15 protein-coding genes are annotated in these 14,144 nt (G+C 68.0%); 8 read left to right on the forward strand and 7 right to left on the reverse strand.

The genetic code is table 11. The annotated features are described in order from the left end of the window. Window positions 1-178: 178 nt before the first annotated feature. Together ABZU72_RS16730 and ABZU72_RS16735 are read left to right on the forward strand one after the other, a co-directional pair. Entirely contained in the window at window positions 179-1,129 is a 951-nt protein-coding gene (locus ABZU72_RS16730; RefSeq protein WP_355019960.1) for a methionine ABC transporter ATP-binding protein, read from the forward strand. Further along, entirely contained in the window at window positions 1,129-1,809 is a 681-nt protein-coding gene (locus ABZU72_RS16735; protein ID WP_355019961.1) for a methionine ABC transporter permease, read from the forward strand. The genes ABZU72_RS16730 and ABZU72_RS16735 overlap by 1 nt, the downstream gene beginning before the upstream one ends. Before the next feature lie 16 nt (window positions 1,810-1,825). Here ABZU72_RS16735 and ABZU72_RS16740 read toward each other — a convergent pair whose 3' ends face one another. The 5 genes from ABZU72_RS16740 to ABZU72_RS16760 all read right to left on the reverse strand — a co-directional run bounded on the left by ABZU72_RS16740 (window position 1,826) and on the right by ABZU72_RS16760 (window position 5,459). Then, entirely contained in the window at window positions 1,826-2,617 is a 792-nt protein-coding gene (locus ABZU72_RS16740) for a methyltransferase domain-containing protein (protein WP_355019962.1), read from the reverse strand. A gap of 47 nt (window positions 2,618-2,664) precedes the next feature. Continuing rightward, the gene (locus ABZU72_RS16745; RefSeq protein WP_355019963.1) at window positions 2,665-2,964 is read right to left on the reverse strand and encodes a hypothetical protein; all 300 of its coding nucleotides are present in this window, start codon (window positions 2,962-2,964) and stop codon (window positions 2,665-2,667) included. A gap of 89 nt (window positions 2,965-3,053) precedes the next feature. Next, entirely contained in the window at window positions 3,054-3,830 is a 777-nt protein-coding gene (locus ABZU72_RS16750) for an SDR family oxidoreductase (protein WP_355019964.1), read from the reverse strand. Between the two features lie 7 nt (window positions 3,831-3,837). Further along, window positions 3,838-4,335, reverse strand: a complete 498-nt coding sequence (locus tag ABZU72_RS16755; protein ID WP_355019965.1) for a DUF4919 domain-containing protein — start codon at window positions 4,333-4,335, stop codon at window positions 3,838-3,840. A gap of 119 nt (window positions 4,336-4,454) precedes the next feature. Then, window positions 4,455-5,459 carry an LLM class flavin-dependent oxidoreductase gene (locus ABZU72_RS16760; protein ID WP_355019966.1) on the reverse strand — a complete coding sequence of 335 codons (1,005 nt, stop codon included), beginning with the start codon at window positions 5,457-5,459 and terminating at the stop codon, window positions 4,455-4,457. Between the two features lie 730 nt (window positions 5,460-6,189). Here ABZU72_RS16760 and ABZU72_RS16765 point away from each other — a divergent pair. Both ABZU72_RS16765 and ABZU72_RS16770 read left to right on the forward strand, forming a co-directional pair. Beyond that, the gene (locus ABZU72_RS16765; protein WP_355019967.1) at window positions 6,190-6,888 is read left to right on the forward strand and encodes an alpha/beta hydrolase; all 699 of its coding nucleotides are present in this window, start codon (window positions 6,190-6,192) and stop codon (window positions 6,886-6,888) included. Between the two features lie 25 nt (window positions 6,889-6,913). Continuing rightward, the gene (locus tag ABZU72_RS16770; protein WP_355019968.1) at window positions 6,914-7,807 is read left to right on the forward strand and encodes a lytic transglycosylase domain-containing protein; all 894 of its coding nucleotides are present in this window, start codon (window positions 6,914-6,916) and stop codon (window positions 7,805-7,807) included. Between the two features lie 161 nt (window positions 7,808-7,968). Here the strand turns inward: ABZU72_RS16770 and ABZU72_RS16775 are convergent, their stop codons facing one another. Both ABZU72_RS16775 and ABZU72_RS16780 read right to left on the reverse strand, forming a co-directional pair. Next, entirely contained in the window at window positions 7,969-8,472 is a 504-nt protein-coding gene (locus ABZU72_RS16775; protein WP_355019969.1) for a GNAT family protein, read from the reverse strand. A 57-nt stretch (window positions 8,473-8,529) separates the two neighbouring features. Next, window positions 8,530-9,558, reverse strand: coding sequence for a zinc-dependent alcohol dehydrogenase family protein (locus tag ABZU72_RS16780; RefSeq protein ID WP_355019970.1), 1,029 nt, complete (start codon window positions 9,556-9,558; stop codon window positions 8,530-8,532). Window positions 9,559-9,696: 138 nt separating this feature from the next. Here ABZU72_RS16780 and ABZU72_RS16785 point away from each other — a divergent pair, with 138 nt between their 5' ends. The 4 genes from ABZU72_RS16785 (at window position 9,697) to ABZU72_RS16800 (ending at window position 14,108) form a co-directional block, all read left to right on the forward strand. Continuing rightward, window positions 9,697-11,223 carry a UDP-N-acetylglucosamine 1-carboxyvinyltransferase gene (locus ABZU72_RS16785; RefSeq protein ID WP_355019971.1) on the forward strand — a complete coding sequence of 509 codons (1,527 nt, stop codon included), beginning with the start codon at window positions 9,697-9,699 and terminating at the stop codon, window positions 11,221-11,223. Window positions 11,224-11,272: 49 nt separating this feature from the next. Then, window positions 11,273-12,130: a glycerophosphodiester phosphodiesterase gene (locus ABZU72_RS16790; protein WP_355019972.1), complete on the forward strand. Its 858-nt coding sequence runs from the start codon at window positions 11,273-11,275 to the stop codon at window positions 12,128-12,130. Beyond that, on the forward strand, window positions 12,127-13,479 hold the full coding sequence (locus ABZU72_RS16795) for an MFS transporter (RefSeq protein ID WP_355019973.1): 1,353 nt from the start codon (window positions 12,127-12,129) through the stop codon (window positions 13,477-13,479). Before ABZU72_RS16790 ends, ABZU72_RS16795 begins: the two co-directional genes overlap by 4 nt. A 242-nt stretch (window positions 13,480-13,721) precedes the next feature. Next, window positions 13,722-14,108 (forward strand): RNA polymerase-binding protein RbpA, encoded by a 387-nt coding sequence (locus ABZU72_RS16800; protein WP_008359714.1) that lies wholly within the window; start codon window positions 13,722-13,724, stop codon window positions 14,106-14,108. The last annotated feature ends 36 nt before the right edge of the window (window positions 14,109-14,144 follow it).

Below are 14,144 nucleotides of genomic sequence, written 5' to 3' on the forward strand. Positions count from 1 at the left end.
ACCCGCGGTTTTTGTTTAATTGCCGGGTGTGTCATTTCATTACGGCTTCATTTCACCCCGATTCGGGGGGGGTGGGGGTACTTGCACCACTTCGCCCTGGGGGGGGGGGCGGTGGGGCGGCCCCCCCAACGTCACCAAGACCTACCCGGCTGCGAAGGGTCGCAACGAGGTCCACGCCGTGGTCGACGTCGACCTCGACATCGCCGCCGGTGACGTACAGGCGATCGTCGGCTACTCCGGGGCCGGCAAGTCCACCCTGGTCCGGCTGCTCAACGGCCTCGAGCCGGCCACTTCGGGCTCCATCCAGGTCGGCGGCACCGAGCTGGTCGGTCTGCACGAGCGCCAGCTGCGGCCGATCCGGCTGGGCATCGGGATGATCTTCCAGCAGTTCAACCTCTTCGAGTCGCGTACGGTCTGGGGCAACCTGGCCTACCCGCTGCAGATCGCCGGCGTCGACAAGGCCGAGCAGCAGCGCCGGATCTCCGAGCTGCTCCACTTCGTCGGGCTCCCCGACAAGGCCCACACCTACCCGCGCAACCTCTCGGGCGGACAGAAGCAGCGCGTCGGCATCGCCCGCGCGCTCACCACCAACCCCTCCCTGCTGCTCGCCGACGAGGCCACCAGCGCGCTCGACCCGGAGACCACCCACGAGGTGCTGCGCCTCCTGAAGAAGGTCAACGAGGAGTTCGGCACCACGATCGTGGCGATCACCCACGAGATGGAGGTCGTTCGCGAGCTCGCCGACCACGTCGCGGTCATGGAGAACGGACGCATCGTGGAGTCTGGTGCCGTCTACGACGTCTTCTCGGCACCTCGGCAGCCAGTCACCCGGCGCTTCGTCGGCACCGTCGTCGACGACGAGCCCGCCCCCGACGCGCTGGCGGCACTGCGGTCCCGCCATCCCGGCCGGTTCGTGAAGGTCGAGCTGCGCGAGGGCGGGCCCCGCCAGACCGACATCTTCGCGGTCCTCCTCGAGCGCGGGATCGCCTTCGAGCTCGTCTTCGGCGGCATCGAGGAGATCCAGGGCGCCACCTTCGGCAACCTGACGCTCGCCCTCGACGGTCCTACGACCTCGGTCGACGAGGCCGTACGCGAGCTGGCCGCCCTCGTCCCCGCCAAGGAGCTGTGATGCTGACCGCTCTCCCCACCGACACCCGCCTCGGCGAGCTGTGGCCGGACATCTGGCAGGCCACCGGCGAGACGCTGCTCATGGTCGCGCTGACGATGCTGATCGGCGGCACCCTGGGACTGCTGCTCGCGCTCGGCCTCTACCTGACCCGCAAGGGTGGGCTCTACGAGAACGTCACCGTCTCGGTCATCCTCAACGTACTGGTCAACTTCTTCCGGCCGATCCCGTTCATCATCTTCATCGCCGCCGTCCAGCCGGCCGCGCGGCTGGTCGTCGGCACCGGAATCGGCATGCCGGCGGTCGTGTTCTCGCTGATCCTCGCCGCGATGTTCGGCATCGCCCGGATCATCGAGCAGAACCTCGTGACCGTCCCGCCGGGAGTGATCGAAGCCGCCCGGGCGATGGGCGCGAGCCGTGCCCGGATCGCCGCCACCGTCGTCCTCCCCGAGGCGTTGGCGCCGATCATCCTCGGCTACACCTTCGCCTTCGTGGCGGTCGTCGACATGTCGGCGGTCGCCGGCCTGATCGCGGGTGGCGGTCTGGGCAGCTTCGCCCAGACCTTCGGCTACCGGCAGTACGACCCGACCGTCACCTGGGTCTGCGTGCTCATCCTGGTCGCGCTCGTGCAGGTCATCCAGCTGCTCGGCAACACGCTCTCGGCGCGGATCCTGCGCCGCTGAGGCTCGGCGACGACCCTCAGGCGCGAGCCAGGATCTCGCCGTGGAGGACGGAGAACCAACCGTCCTCCGCCTCAGCCCACGACCGCCACCCGTCCGCGACCCGGGCGAGGTCGGCCGTCGTGGCGTCTCCGGAGTCGATGAGCTGGCGAGCGACCGCCGAGTCGGTGAACCGGTCGGCCCACAGACCGCCCCACCAGGCCCGGTCCTCAGGGGTGGAGAAGCACCAGGTGCTCGAGGTGGCCACGATGTCGTCGAACCCGGCAGCGCGTGCCCAGGAGACCAGCCGCCGGCCCGCGTCGGGCTCACCGCCGTTGGCCCGCGCGGCGTGGCGGTAGAGGCGCAGCCACTCGGTCAGCTCGGCCGACTCCGGCCACCAGACGAAGGCCGCGTAGTCGCTGTCCCTTGCCGCGACGATGCCTCCGGGCTTCGTCACCCGTCGCATCTCCCGCAGCGCCTGCACCGGGTCCTTCACGTGCTGCAGCACCTGATGGGCGTGAACCACGTCGTACGCATCGTCCTCGATGCTCAGGGCGTGCACGTCCTCGACCCGGAAGTCGATGTTCGTGACTCCCCTGGCCTCGGCGGACTGCCGGGAGAGCTCGAGCTCTGGCTCCCCGATCTCCGTGGCGGTCACGTGAGCGACCCGGCCGGCGAGATCGAGCGTGATCGTCCCCGGCCCGGCACCCACGTCGAGCAGGCGCTGCTCAGGGCTCAGCCGAGGCAACAGGTACGCAGCGGAGTTCTCCGCCGTACGCCACCGGTGCGAGCGCAGGACCGACTCGTGATGGCCATGGGTGTAGGTCGACATGCATCGACTCTACGCGCGGAATCCCGAAAGATGAGACGGCAATATCGCTATACGGACATGCGCGGAAGCGTCGAGTCGGCGCACCCGAGCCGCCGTCGGGCCCAGAGCATCCCGCCCAGGAGCCCGCCGAGGAGCAGCGTGTTGAGCACGATCACCACGCCGGTCTCGAACGGCGCCGCGCCACCGCCCGGCCGCGCATCCTCGGGCGGCACCTCGTGACGGTCGAAGACGACCTGCCCCTGGTCGGAGGCCCGGGGTTCGTCGGCCCTTGCCGCGCTCAGCGCCGCGGAGGCGAGTACGACGGCAACCATTCCGGCGAGCAGAATCCGCAAGGTGCGACTCATCATGCTCACGAGCGTGCGCGCCGGGGCCGTCAGGAACCCGACGCAGACCGTCCCTACCGGCAACAACCCGGTGAACAATCAGGAGGTGTCGATCAGGTCGAGATCAGCCGGTTGAACACCCGGTTGGCCCAGCTCGGGGTGACTCCGGAGAGGCCGAGCAGGACGCGCGCCTTGGTGCCGACGCCGCGATGGACTCCACCGAGGAGACCGTGGCCGCTGGTCGCGGCGGCATAGACCGACTCCGCGACATCGTCGGGAGTGAGCGAGACCTTGAGCCGCCGCAGCGCCGGGAAGTCATGACCCCACACCATCGAGGTGTCGGCGAAGAGCGGCCACAGGGCCGTCACCGTGATCCCGTCGCCGGACCACTCCAGGTCGAGAGCCTCGGAGAGGCCGCGTACGGCGAACTTGGTGGCCGAGTAGATCGCCATGCCCGGCTGGCCGTAGATGGCCGAGGCGGAAGCGAGGTTGACGACGTGGGAACCGGGCCGCAGGAACGGGCGTGCGAGGTGGCACCCGTTGACCAGGCCTTTGACGTTGACGTCGATGATCGCCTGCTGCCGATCCAGCGGGAGCTCGGCGAACTTGCCGATCTGGATGATGCCGGCGTTGTTGACGAGTACGTCGAGGCTGCCGCCGCTCACGGCGACGAAGCCGTCCAGGGCGGTCTGCCAGGACCCGGCGTCGCGTACGTCGAGGGTTCCGGTGACCAGCTCGCCGGCGAGCGACTCGACCTCGGTCGTCAGCGATGCCAGGCCGTCGAGGTCGATGTCGTAGGCGCCGACCAGCCACCCCTCACGGGCGAAACGGAGCGCGGTCGCCCGGCCGATGCCGGCGGCAGCGCCGGTGATCAGTACGGATCTCGGCACGCCGCGGTCAGGCCCTGGCGAAGTCGTTGCTGGTGTCGAAGAACCAGACCGTCGAGTCGGTGCACACGATCCGGTCGAGCTTGCCGACCGCGACCTGTGAACGCGGCGTCTTGCCCGAGGCCAGCACCACGTCGTAGGCGTCGCTGGTCCGCAGCACCGACCACGGCTCGGACTCGGTGCCCTCTCCGGTGCTGATGATGCTGTCGAGTGCTGACTGGGCCAGGATCGACTCGCGTTGGGCCTGCTCGAGGTTGCCGAGGCCGCGCTGGGCGTCGGCGAGGGCGGCGTGGGCCGACGGGCTGAAGATCGCGCCGGGCATCAGCCCGTGTACGGCGGCGATCGCGCCGGCGTAGTCGCCGACCGACATCATCGGGGCGATCATCTCGGTGATCTCGAGATCGGGCCGGAAGTTAGGAGCCTCGAGGATCGCCTCACGTAGGGCTCTCAGCGACTCCGGGCTCGGTTCGCGAAGATAGACGTCGAGCAGCTCAGCGTACGTAGCCAACAGGGGTCCCCCTTGAATAACGGTCGCCGTGCACGGTAGCCAATAGCACGGCTACGTGGGGCGGTTGACAACGATTATGCGCCCTTTTGTGACTCGGAAGTTGCGCGGGCCGCGTGTTTCTAGCGCCAGCCGAGGTCTGGGGCTACGTGGGTCAGGATGCTCTCCAGGGCATGCGCGTTGTAGTCGACGCCGAGCTGGTTCGGCACCGTGAGCAGCAGCGTGTCCGCGACCTGGATCGCCTCGTCCGCGGCCAGCTCCTCGACCAGCACGTCGGGCTCCGCCGCGTATGAACGCCCGAAGATCGCGCGAGTCTGGTCGTCGATGTTGCCGATCTGGTCCTTGGTCTGCCGGTCGAGGCCTAAGTAGCGCCGGTCCTCGTCGTTGACGAGGGCGAAGATGGAGCGCGAGACCGATACGCGTGGCTCACGCACGTGGCCGGCCTCCTTCCAGGCTTCGCGGTAGGCCTCGATCTGCTCGCGCTGCTGGATGTGGAACGGCTTGCCGTTCTCGTCGTTCTTGAGGGTCGAGCTCTGCAGGTTCATCCCGAGCCCCGCGGCCCAGCGCGCGGTCGCGAGCGAGCTCGAACCCCACCAGATCCGATCGCGCAGGGTCTCGGAGTAGGGCTCGACGCGGAGCTTGCCGGGCGGGTTGGGAAACATCGGCCGCGGGTTGGGCTCGGCGAACTGCGCCCCCTCGATGATCTTGAGGTACGTCTCGGTGTGAGCACGGGCCATGTCAGCCTCGGAGGCGTTCTCGCCGGGGTCGTAGCCGAAGTAGCGCCACCCCTCGATCACCTGCTCGGGTGAGCCGCGGCTGATCCCGAGCTGCAGGCGCTCGCCGGAGATCAGGTCAGCCGCCGCCGAGTCCTCGGCCATGTAGAGCGGGTTCTCGTAGCGCATGTCGATGACACCGGTGCCGATCTCGATCTTCGAGGTGCGGGCGCCGACCGCGGACAGCAGCGGGAAGGGCGAGGCGTACTGGCGGGCGAAGTGGTGGACCCGGAAGTACGCACCGTCGACCCCCAGCTCCTCGGCGGCGACCGCCAGCTCGATCCCCTGGATCAGCGCGTCTCGTGCCGACTGCGTCTGCGAGTAGGGCGACGGTGTCCAGTGGCCGAAAGACAAGAATCCGATGTTCTTCACGACTAGTAGAACTCTCAACATCCCCTCGGGATTCCCTCAGAGCACCCGCAGGCGACGACCGGGTCGGGTGGCCCAGGGAGGCTGGGACCTTCGCCTCTGACTGTTCTGCACTCCGGAATCGGCTCGGAACTGACACCAGCTTGTCGGTGGTGACCTGCAGTTCCGCGTTCTGTTCTCATTCGACCAACAGGCGAGATCACCTTCGCATGCCCGGTAAAGCGGACGTCCACACGGCATCAACAGCAGCCCCTTATGAGTTTATCTATCGGTCGACCGAATAATCATATCGGTCGACTGACCAGGGAAAACAATGTCTCGGCGTGTTGTCCGAGCTCTTCCGAAGTCGCGGATTATCGTGTTACATATCAGGCAGCTTCACCCGATAAAGACCGACCAACATTCTCTGGGGGATGAATTAATTATGTGGGACACCGTTGAGGTGCAGAGCTTCACGCTTTCTCACGACATGCCGTGCCGCGACTGCGGTCACGCACGTCACCGCTTCTTGCCGTGCGACTCCGACTGCGACTGCCGCGCCCACGAGGTCGCGGAGCTACTGGAGGTCGCCGGCGCTCGCTGAACGACCTGGCGTCAGCTGTCTCGGGCGTCCAGAACGGTGACCACCGCAGTCGCGGTGGTCACCGTTCTTTTGTTCGAAGATTCTTCGGGATGGCGGAAGCAGATCGTCCGCAACCAGGAAGAGGATCGCTGCATGGACATCGTTCTTGTACCCGGCCTCTGGCTGGACGCCTCCTCATGGGACCTCGTCGTCCCCCATCTGACCGATGCCGGCCACACCCCGTGGCCGCTCACCCTGCCCGGCCTCGAGTCGGCCGAGACCGACCGATCCGGCGTGCACGTCGCCGACCAGGTCGCTGCCGTGGTGGCCGCCATCGACGAGTCAGCCGGGCAGGTGATCCTCGTCGGCCACTCGATGGGTTGTGCGGTGGCCGGTGCAGCCCTCGATGCTCGCGTCGACAAGGTCGCCGCCGTGGTCTACGTCGGCGGCTGGCCGGCCGAGCCGGGCATGATCCCGGCCAAGAACTTCCCCACCGACGGCGCCGACCTGCCGCCGGTGCCATGGGAGGAGTTCGACGAGGCCGACGTACGCGACCTGGACCGCGCCGCCTTCGAGGCGCTGCTGCGGCCCTCCCCCGCCAGCCTGACCTCCGAGCCGTTCGAGCTCAGCGACGAACGTCGCTACTCGGTCCCGGCGGCGTTCGTCTGCCCCGAATACACCGCCGCCGATCTGAAGGAGTGGATCGCCGACGGCACCGAATCGGTCGCCGCCATCCCGAAGCACAAGGACGCGACCTTCGTCGACCTGCCCACGGGGCACTGGCCGCAACTGACCAAGCCGGCCGAGCTCGCGGCCATCATCGGTCAGAGCACCGGCCGCAGCGGCCAGTAGTCGGCCCTCGGGTAGCGTCGAGAGCGTGCGTACTCGGCTCGCTGCCCTGACCGCCGTCACAGCCCTGGCGCTCGTCGCCGGCTGTGGTGGTGAGCCGTCCTCGGATCCGGCCCGCAGCCCGTCGGCGTCAGCACCTGTCCCGTCCTCGACGCCGGCCCCGTCACCGACGACGGTCCCTCTGGACGATGCGTCGGTGCCGCTGGCAGACCGCCTCACCCAGGCGATGGCGACGGTCGCCGCTGGAAAGCCAGGAGCCGAGGACGTACGCGAGGCCGCGCTGTTCGAGCAGACGACCGCCCGCGACCTCGCCCGCGGGTCGAAGGCGAAGGCCGACGACGTGCTGGGCGCGCTCGGCCGCGCCGACCGCGCCCAGCTCGCGTCAGACATCACCGCGGCACGCGAGCTCATGGTGATGACCGATCCCCAGCCCGAGCTCCCGGACTGGAAGATCCTGACGCCGCCGACGCCGGACGAGCTGCGCCCGCTCTACCGCAAGGCGCAGCAGGAGACCGGGACGCCGTGGGAGTACCTTGCCGCCGTCCATCTGGTCGAGACCCGCATGGGTCGCATCCGCGGCACCAGCACCGCGGGCGCCCAGGGCCCGATGCAGTTCCTGCCCCCGACCTTCGCCCAATACGGCGCTGGCGGCGACATCAACGACCCCGCCGACGCGATCATGGCCGCCGGCCGCATGCTCGCCAACAACGGCGCTCCCGGCGACATGGACGGCGCCCTGTGGTCCTACAACCACTCCGACCGCTACGTGGCGGCCGTCAGCGCCTACGCCGAGCAGATGAAACGGTCCCCCGCTGCGTACGACCTCTACTGGCACTGGCAGGTGCTCTACCGCCATCAGGACGGCACCATGCTCCTCCCCGAGGGCTACCCCCAGAAGAAGGCCGTACGCATCGCCGACTAGGGGCTGTTTCGGAATGTGGCGCCGAGCGCCGCGTCGTCCAGCGCGTACTCTCGCAAGGCGCCGCCTCGAAGGCATACCGGGTGTCTGTCGAGAGGCGGCAACGCCGCGAGAGTGCGTGCTGGGCGGCGCGGAGCCGGCGCCTCCACATTCCGAAACAGGCCCTAGTAGGGGCGCTCGACGGCGTACTGGACGAGGCTGACGTCCTCGCCGCGGTAGGTGTCGGAGCCGTGGCGGCCGGTCTCGATGAAGCCGGTCGCGTCGAAGAGCTTCTTGGCTCGGGTGTTGGTCTCGTGCGTCTCGGCCCAGATCCGGGTCAGGTCGAGGACGGAGAAGCCGTAGGTGAGCGCGGTCTTGATGGCCCGCTGGCCGAGGCCGTGGCCCCATCGAGAGCTGGGGCCGATGGCGATGCCGAGCTCTCGGGTGTCGGGGGCCAAACCGTGGATATCGGCGTAGCCGACGACCTCCTCGTCGAGCTCCACCGCGAGCCTGATCAGCTCGGGCGGCGGGGCATCGATCAACCGGCGCCAGTGGCGGAGGTGACCGTCGCGGTCGCGCTCCGGCCAGCCGTTGGCCACCCGGAACTCCTCATCGTGTGCCCAGTCGGCGAAGACGTGTTCGTCACCTGGTGACAGCGGGCGCAGGCGCATGGTGTCGGTGCGGGGCATCGGCCGAGTCTCTCAGATGAGGCTCTCGGCCGATCCCCCGCCCGGGATCGGCGTGGATCAGTAGGTGAGCTGGACCTTGGTCGCAAGCCGCTCGTCCATGAGGCGGTAGCCCTCGGCGGCCTCCGCGAACGGCAGCGCCTTGTCGAAGACCAGACCGGGGTTGATCGTGCCCTCCAGGGTCAGGCGCAGGAGGTCGGGGAGGTAGCGGCGTACCGGCGCCATCCCGCCCTTGAGGCCGACGTTGGTGCGGAAGAGCGCGTTGACCGGAAGGTTGACGTCGTGCGGGACCCCGACGAACCCGACGGTCGCACCCGGGCGAGCCACCTTGGAGGCCGTCTTGAAGGACTGGTCGGTGCCGACGCACTCCAGGACGTAGTCGGCCCCGACGCCGCCGGTGAGCTCGCGTACGGCCGCCTCGCCCTCCTTGCCGCGGGCGGCGACGATGTCGGTGGCGCCGAACTTCTTGGCGATCTCCTGGCGGGCCTCGTGGCGCGACATCGCCACGACCCGCTCGGCGCCGAGCCGGGCAGCAGCCAGCACGCCGCACAGACCGACCGCGCCGTCGCCGACCACGACCGCGGTGCCGCCCTTGGCTCCGTTGCCGAGGCCCGACATCACCGCGGCGTGCCAGCCGGTGGCCATCACGTCGGTGAGCGCCAGCAGGTCGGGGTACATCGACGGATCCGGCGTCTCGTCGAGCTTGACCAGCGAGCCGTCGGCCTGGTTGACCAGGGCGTACTCGCTCTGGCCGCTGACCGTGAAGCCGAGGTTCTCACAGACCGACTGGACTCCGGCCAGGCAGTGCGGGCAGGTGTTGTCGCAGTGGTCGAAGGGGACGATCACGAAGTCGCCGGCCTTGAAGTCGCGTACGTCGGCGCCGACCTCCTCGATGACGCCGATGCACTCGTGGCCGATGGTGCGGGGCTCGTCGATGTCGCCGTTGGAGCCACGGTAGTTCCACAGATCGGAGCCGCAGATGCAGGAGCCCACCACTTTGACGATTGCGTCGGTGGGCTTCGCCAGAGCAGGATCGGGTACCTGGGTGAAGCGGATGTCGCCCACCCCATGGATAGTCGTCGCGCGCATGGTGGCATCCTGTCACCCGGCGTACGAGATGTTGCACATGGTGGCCCTGCCGGAGCCGGAGCAACAGACCTGAAACGAAACGCCGACACTTCGCGGGGAATCCAGGCTTATCTCATATATGAGTTACGGTGGTGCACCATGACCGACGGATACAAAGGTCGTATCGGGAATCTGATTCGCGATGCGCGCAAGCACAAGGGCCTCACCCAGGCACAGCTCGCCGACCTGCTCAACACCAGTCAGAGCGCGATCAACCGCATCGAGCAGGGGCAACAGAACCTGTCGCTGGAGATGATCGCCCGGGTGGGTGCCGCTCTGGACTCCTCCCTCGTGGACATCGGCGCCGGCCCCACGCACCTGCGCGTCACCGGCCCGACGACGCTCTCGGGTGAGATCACGGTCAAGACCTCGAAGAACGCCGGGGTCGCCCTCCTGGTCGGCTCGCTCCTCAACCGGGGCCGTACGACGTTGCGCAAGGTCGCACGCATCGAAGAGGTCAACCGGATCATCGAGGTGCTCAACTCGATCGGCGTGCAGACCCGCTGGCTCAACGACGACAACGACCTCGAGATCGTGCCGCCGAAGGAGCTGCGCCTGGACGCCGTGGACGAGGCCGCCGCGCGCCGTACGCGCTCGGTGATCATGTTCCTCGGTCCGCTGCTGCACCGCTTGGACACGTTCGAGCTGCCCTACGCCGGCGGCTGCAACCTCGGCACCCGCACGATCGAGCCGCACATGTCGGCCCTGCGTCCCTTCGGGCTCGAGGTCAAGGCGACCGACGGCGCCTACCATGCAAGCGTCAACCGGGAGATCCAGCCGGGCCGCCCGATCGTCCTGACCGAGCGCGGCGACACCGTCACCGAGAACGCCCTCATGGCCGCCGCGCTGCACCCGGGCACCACGGTGATCCGCAACGCCTCGTCCAACTACATGGTCCAGGACCTCTGCTTCTACCTGCAGAAGCTGGGCGTCGAGGTCGAGGGCATCGGCACCACCACGCTGCGCGTCACCGGCCGCGAGGTCATCGACGTCGACGTCGACTACGCGCCGAGCGAGGACCCGATCGAGGCGATGTCGCTGCTGACCGCCGCGATCGTGACCGACTCCGAGATCACCATCAAGCGGGTCCCGATCGAGTTCATGGAGATCGAGCTGGCGACGCTGGAGGAGATGGGCCTCAACTACACCCTCTCCGAGGAGTACCTGGCGCTCAACGGCAAGACCCGGCTGGTCGACATCACCACCAAGCACTCGGTCCTGCACGCGCCGCTGGACAAGATCCACCCGCTCCCCTTCCCGGGCCTCAACATCGACAACCTGCCGTTCTTCGCCGCGATCGCCGCGGTGGCGCAGGGTCAGACGCTGCTGCACGACTGGGTCTACGACAACCGCGCGATCTACCTGACCGAGCTCAACAAGCTCGGCGGCAACGTCACGCTCATGGACCCGCACCGGGTGATGATCGAGGGGCCGACCCACTTCTCCGGCACCGAGATCGTCTGCCCGCCGGCCCTGCGTCCCGCCGTCGTCGTGCTGCTCGCGATGCTCGCCTCGAAGGGCACCTCGGTGCTCCGCTCGACCTACGTCATCGCCCGCGGCTACGAGGACCTCGCCGAGCGGCTCAACCAGCTCGGCGCGAACATCACCGCCTTCCGCGACATCTGAGTGAACTGAGCCTGCGGGCTCATGTGATCCGGGACTCACGGGTGGTTAGATGCTCCCCGTGAGGGAGCAGCAACGACGCGTACGCGCCTATGCGCACCGTGGTGGAGCGCTCCATCCCGACCTGGTCGGGATGGAGAACACCATGGAAGCGTTCCGGCATGCGGTGGAGCTCGGCTACACCCATCTCGAGACCGATGTGCACGTCACCCGCGACGGTGTCCTGCTGGCCTTCCACGATGAGGCGCTCGACCGGGTGACCGACGTCAGCGGCCTGATCGCGGAGATGACGTACGCCGAGGTGCAGGCCGCCCGGATCGGCGGTCTGCACGGGGTGCCGACGCTGGCGGCGCTCTTCGAGGCGTTCCCCGAGGTCACCTTCAACATCGACCTCAAGTCCGACGGCTCGGTCGGCGCGGTGGCCGAGCTGCTCGCCGCGACCGGCCACGAGGACAAGGTCATCGTCGGCTCGTTCTCGGTCCGGCGGCTGAAGGCGTTCCGCCGGTTGACCGAAGGGCGGGTGCGGACCTCGGCGCATCCGCGCGAGGTGCTGGCCTACCTGCTGGCGCCCACCACCGGGATCGCCAAGAGGCTCGTCGGGTCGCGGTTCGACGCCTTCCAGATCCCCCATCACCAGCGCCTTCGAGGTCCGCTGTCGATCCGGGTGGCATCTCGTGGTCTCGTCCGCCGCGCCCACAAGGCGGGCAAGGAAGTCCATGTGTGGACGGTCGACGACCCGGCCGAGATGGAGCGGTTGCTCAAGCGCGAGGTCGACGGGCTGATGACCGATCGCACCGACGTACTGAAAGCGTTCCTGGAGGAACGTGGGCTGTGGGAGGCTGTGCCGTCTCGGGTCGAGCCCGTCGACGAGGCCGAGTCCGATGCGAATGACGAGGAGCCCGAGAAGTGACCACATCAGCCGGGATCGGCGACTTCACGCCGGTCGAGCGGGCGCGGGAGCAGAAGGGCTGGTTCTTCACCGACTGGGCCGTCTCCGCCTTCCAGACGACGGTGGCCGGCGTGCTGTTCGCGCCCTACCTGATCGAGATCGCGAAGGCAGCCGCCGTCGACAACCGGATCGACGTGCTCGGGCTCTCGATCGCGCCCGGCGCACTGCCGTCGTTCATCATCACGTTCTCGACGATCCTGTCGGCGCTCGTCTACCCGCTGGTTGGCGCGATCGCCGACCGCACCTCGCGAAAGCCGGACCTGATGGCCGGATTCGCCTGGGCCGGCGCGCTCTGTGCGGCGCTGTTGTTCTTCATGACCGGGGACAACTGGTGGTTCGGCTCGATCATGTTCATCATCGCCAACCTGTGTGCGGGTGCGGCGGTCGTGGTCAGTGACTCGATCCTGCCGCTGATCTCGACCGAGGAGGAGCGCGACCGGGTCTCCTCCATCGGCTGGGCCTACGGGTACGCCGGTGGCGGGCTGCTGCTCGCGGTCAACTTCCTCCTGGTCACCTTCGCCGACCCGCTCGGGCTCGGGACGGCGCTGGCGGTGCGAATCTCGATGCTCTCGGCCGGGCTGTGGTGGGCGGGGTTCATCATCATCCCGTGGCGCCGGATCCGCCGGCGCGAGCCCGCCGACGTCGAGGACGTCTCCGGCGGTGTCGTGGCGCGCTCCTTCGGTCAGCTGTTCGTGACGCTCCGGGAGCTGCCGCAGTATCCGGTCGCACTGACCTTCCTGCTCGCGTACCTCTTCTTCAACGACGGCATCCAGACGGTGATCAGCTCGGCGTCGATCTACGGCGTCGAGGAGCTCGGATTCGAGACCGGCACGATGCTCGGCATCTATCTGCTGGTGCAGTTCGTCGCGGTCGGCGGGGCCATCTTCTTCGGCCGGCTGGCCAAGAGCTTCGGCGCCAAGCGGGTGATCCTCGGCGGTCTGGTCGGCTGGATGGTCATCGTCGTCGCGGCCTACTTCGTACCCGAGCAGACTCTGCTGCCGCTTCTGGTCGTCGCGGTCGGGATCGGTCTGGTGATGGGCGGCACCCAGGCGCTGGCCCGGTCCTACTTCTCGCTGTTCATCCCGGCCGGCAAGGAGGCGGAGTACTTCAGCCTCTACCACGCCATGGACCGCGGCACCTCCTGGCTCGGCACCCTGGTCTTCGGACTCGTCTACCAGATCACCGACTCCTACCGGCCGGCGATCCTGGCGCTGATCGCCTTCTTCGTCCTCGGTGGCGGGCTGCTCGCGTTGGTGAACACCGCGAAGGGCATCGAGCAGGCGGGCAACCGGGCGCCCGAACGGGTCTAGGACCATGCCTGGCGGCTGGCGGTTTCAAGACATCGGCCACTCAGGACTTTCTCAGGGAGATCCGCAGGTCAGGCGGGTCCTGTGTCGAACAACACGGCGAGAATCTCGACAATTCACGGAATCATCACCTCCTCTGTACCGTTGACGATGTGAAGAGGCCTGACCGGCCTGCGTTATGAGTCCGCAGACCGCCTCGCTCTTCAGCTCATTCAACGGGGGACGATCGACTCAGGAGGTGCTTCATGGCCGAGCGCACGTTGCGCGGCGCCCGACTGGGCGGACAAAGTTTTGAGGACGAACGCGGGATCGAGTTCGCGGGTCGTCAGCAGGTGGCCTACCGCTGCCCGCAGGGTCACGACTTCGAGATCACGATGTCGGACGAGGCCGAGGTTCCGGCCATCTGGGAGTGCCCGCGCTGCGGCATGGAAGCTCTCAACCTCTCCGGTGCCAAGCCGGAGGAGAAGGCCGAGAAGCCGGCGCGTACGCACTGGGACATGCTCCTGGAGCGGCGCTCGGAGAAGGAGCTCGAGGACATCCTCAAGGAGCGCCTCGACCTGCTTCGCGGTGGCGAGATCGGCCCGGCTCACCTGCACCGCAAGGGACCGGGGAAGAAGAAGGCCAACGCCTGACTTCTGACACAGCCAGATACGCCGATGGCGGCCTTC

The sequence above is a fragment of the Nocardioides sp. NPDC004968 genome, assembly GCF_040608935.1.
Lineage (GTDB): Bacteria > Actinomycetota > Actinomycetes > Propionibacteriales > Nocardioidaceae > Nocardioides.

Coding starts and splice junctions, on each gene's coding strand:
- ABZU72_RS16745 (WP_355019963.1), bottom strand. CDS start 2,964: ATGATGAGTCGCACCTTGCGGATTCTGCTCGCCGGAATGGTTGCCGTC.
- ABZU72_RS16800 (WP_008359714.1), top strand. CDS start 13,722: ATGGCCGAGCGCACGTTGCGCGGCGCCCGACTGGGCGGACAAAGTTTT.
- ABZU72_RS16780 (WP_355019970.1), bottom strand. CDS start 9,558: ATGCGCGCGACGACTATCCATGGGGTGGGCGACATCCGCTTCACCCAG.
- ABZU72_RS16735 (WP_355019961.1), top strand. CDS start 1,129: ATGCTGACCGCTCTCCCCACCGACACCCGCCTCGGCGAGCTGTGGCCG.
- ABZU72_RS16775 (WP_355019969.1), bottom strand. CDS start 8,472: ATGCCCCGCACCGACACCATGCGCCTGCGCCCGCTGTCACCAGGTGAC.
- ABZU72_RS16790 (WP_355019972.1), top strand. CDS start 11,273: ATGCTCCCCGTGAGGGAGCAGCAACGACGCGTACGCGCCTATGCGCAC.
- ABZU72_RS16740 (WP_355019962.1), bottom strand. CDS start 2,617: ATGTCGACCTACACCCATGGCCATCACGAGTCGGTCCTGCGCTCGCAC.
- ABZU72_RS16785 (WP_355019971.1), top strand. CDS start 9,697: ATGACCGACGGATACAAAGGTCGTATCGGGAATCTGATTCGCGATGCG.
- ABZU72_RS16765 (WP_355019967.1), top strand. CDS start 6,190: ATGGACATCGTTCTTGTACCCGGCCTCTGGCTGGACGCCTCCTCATGG.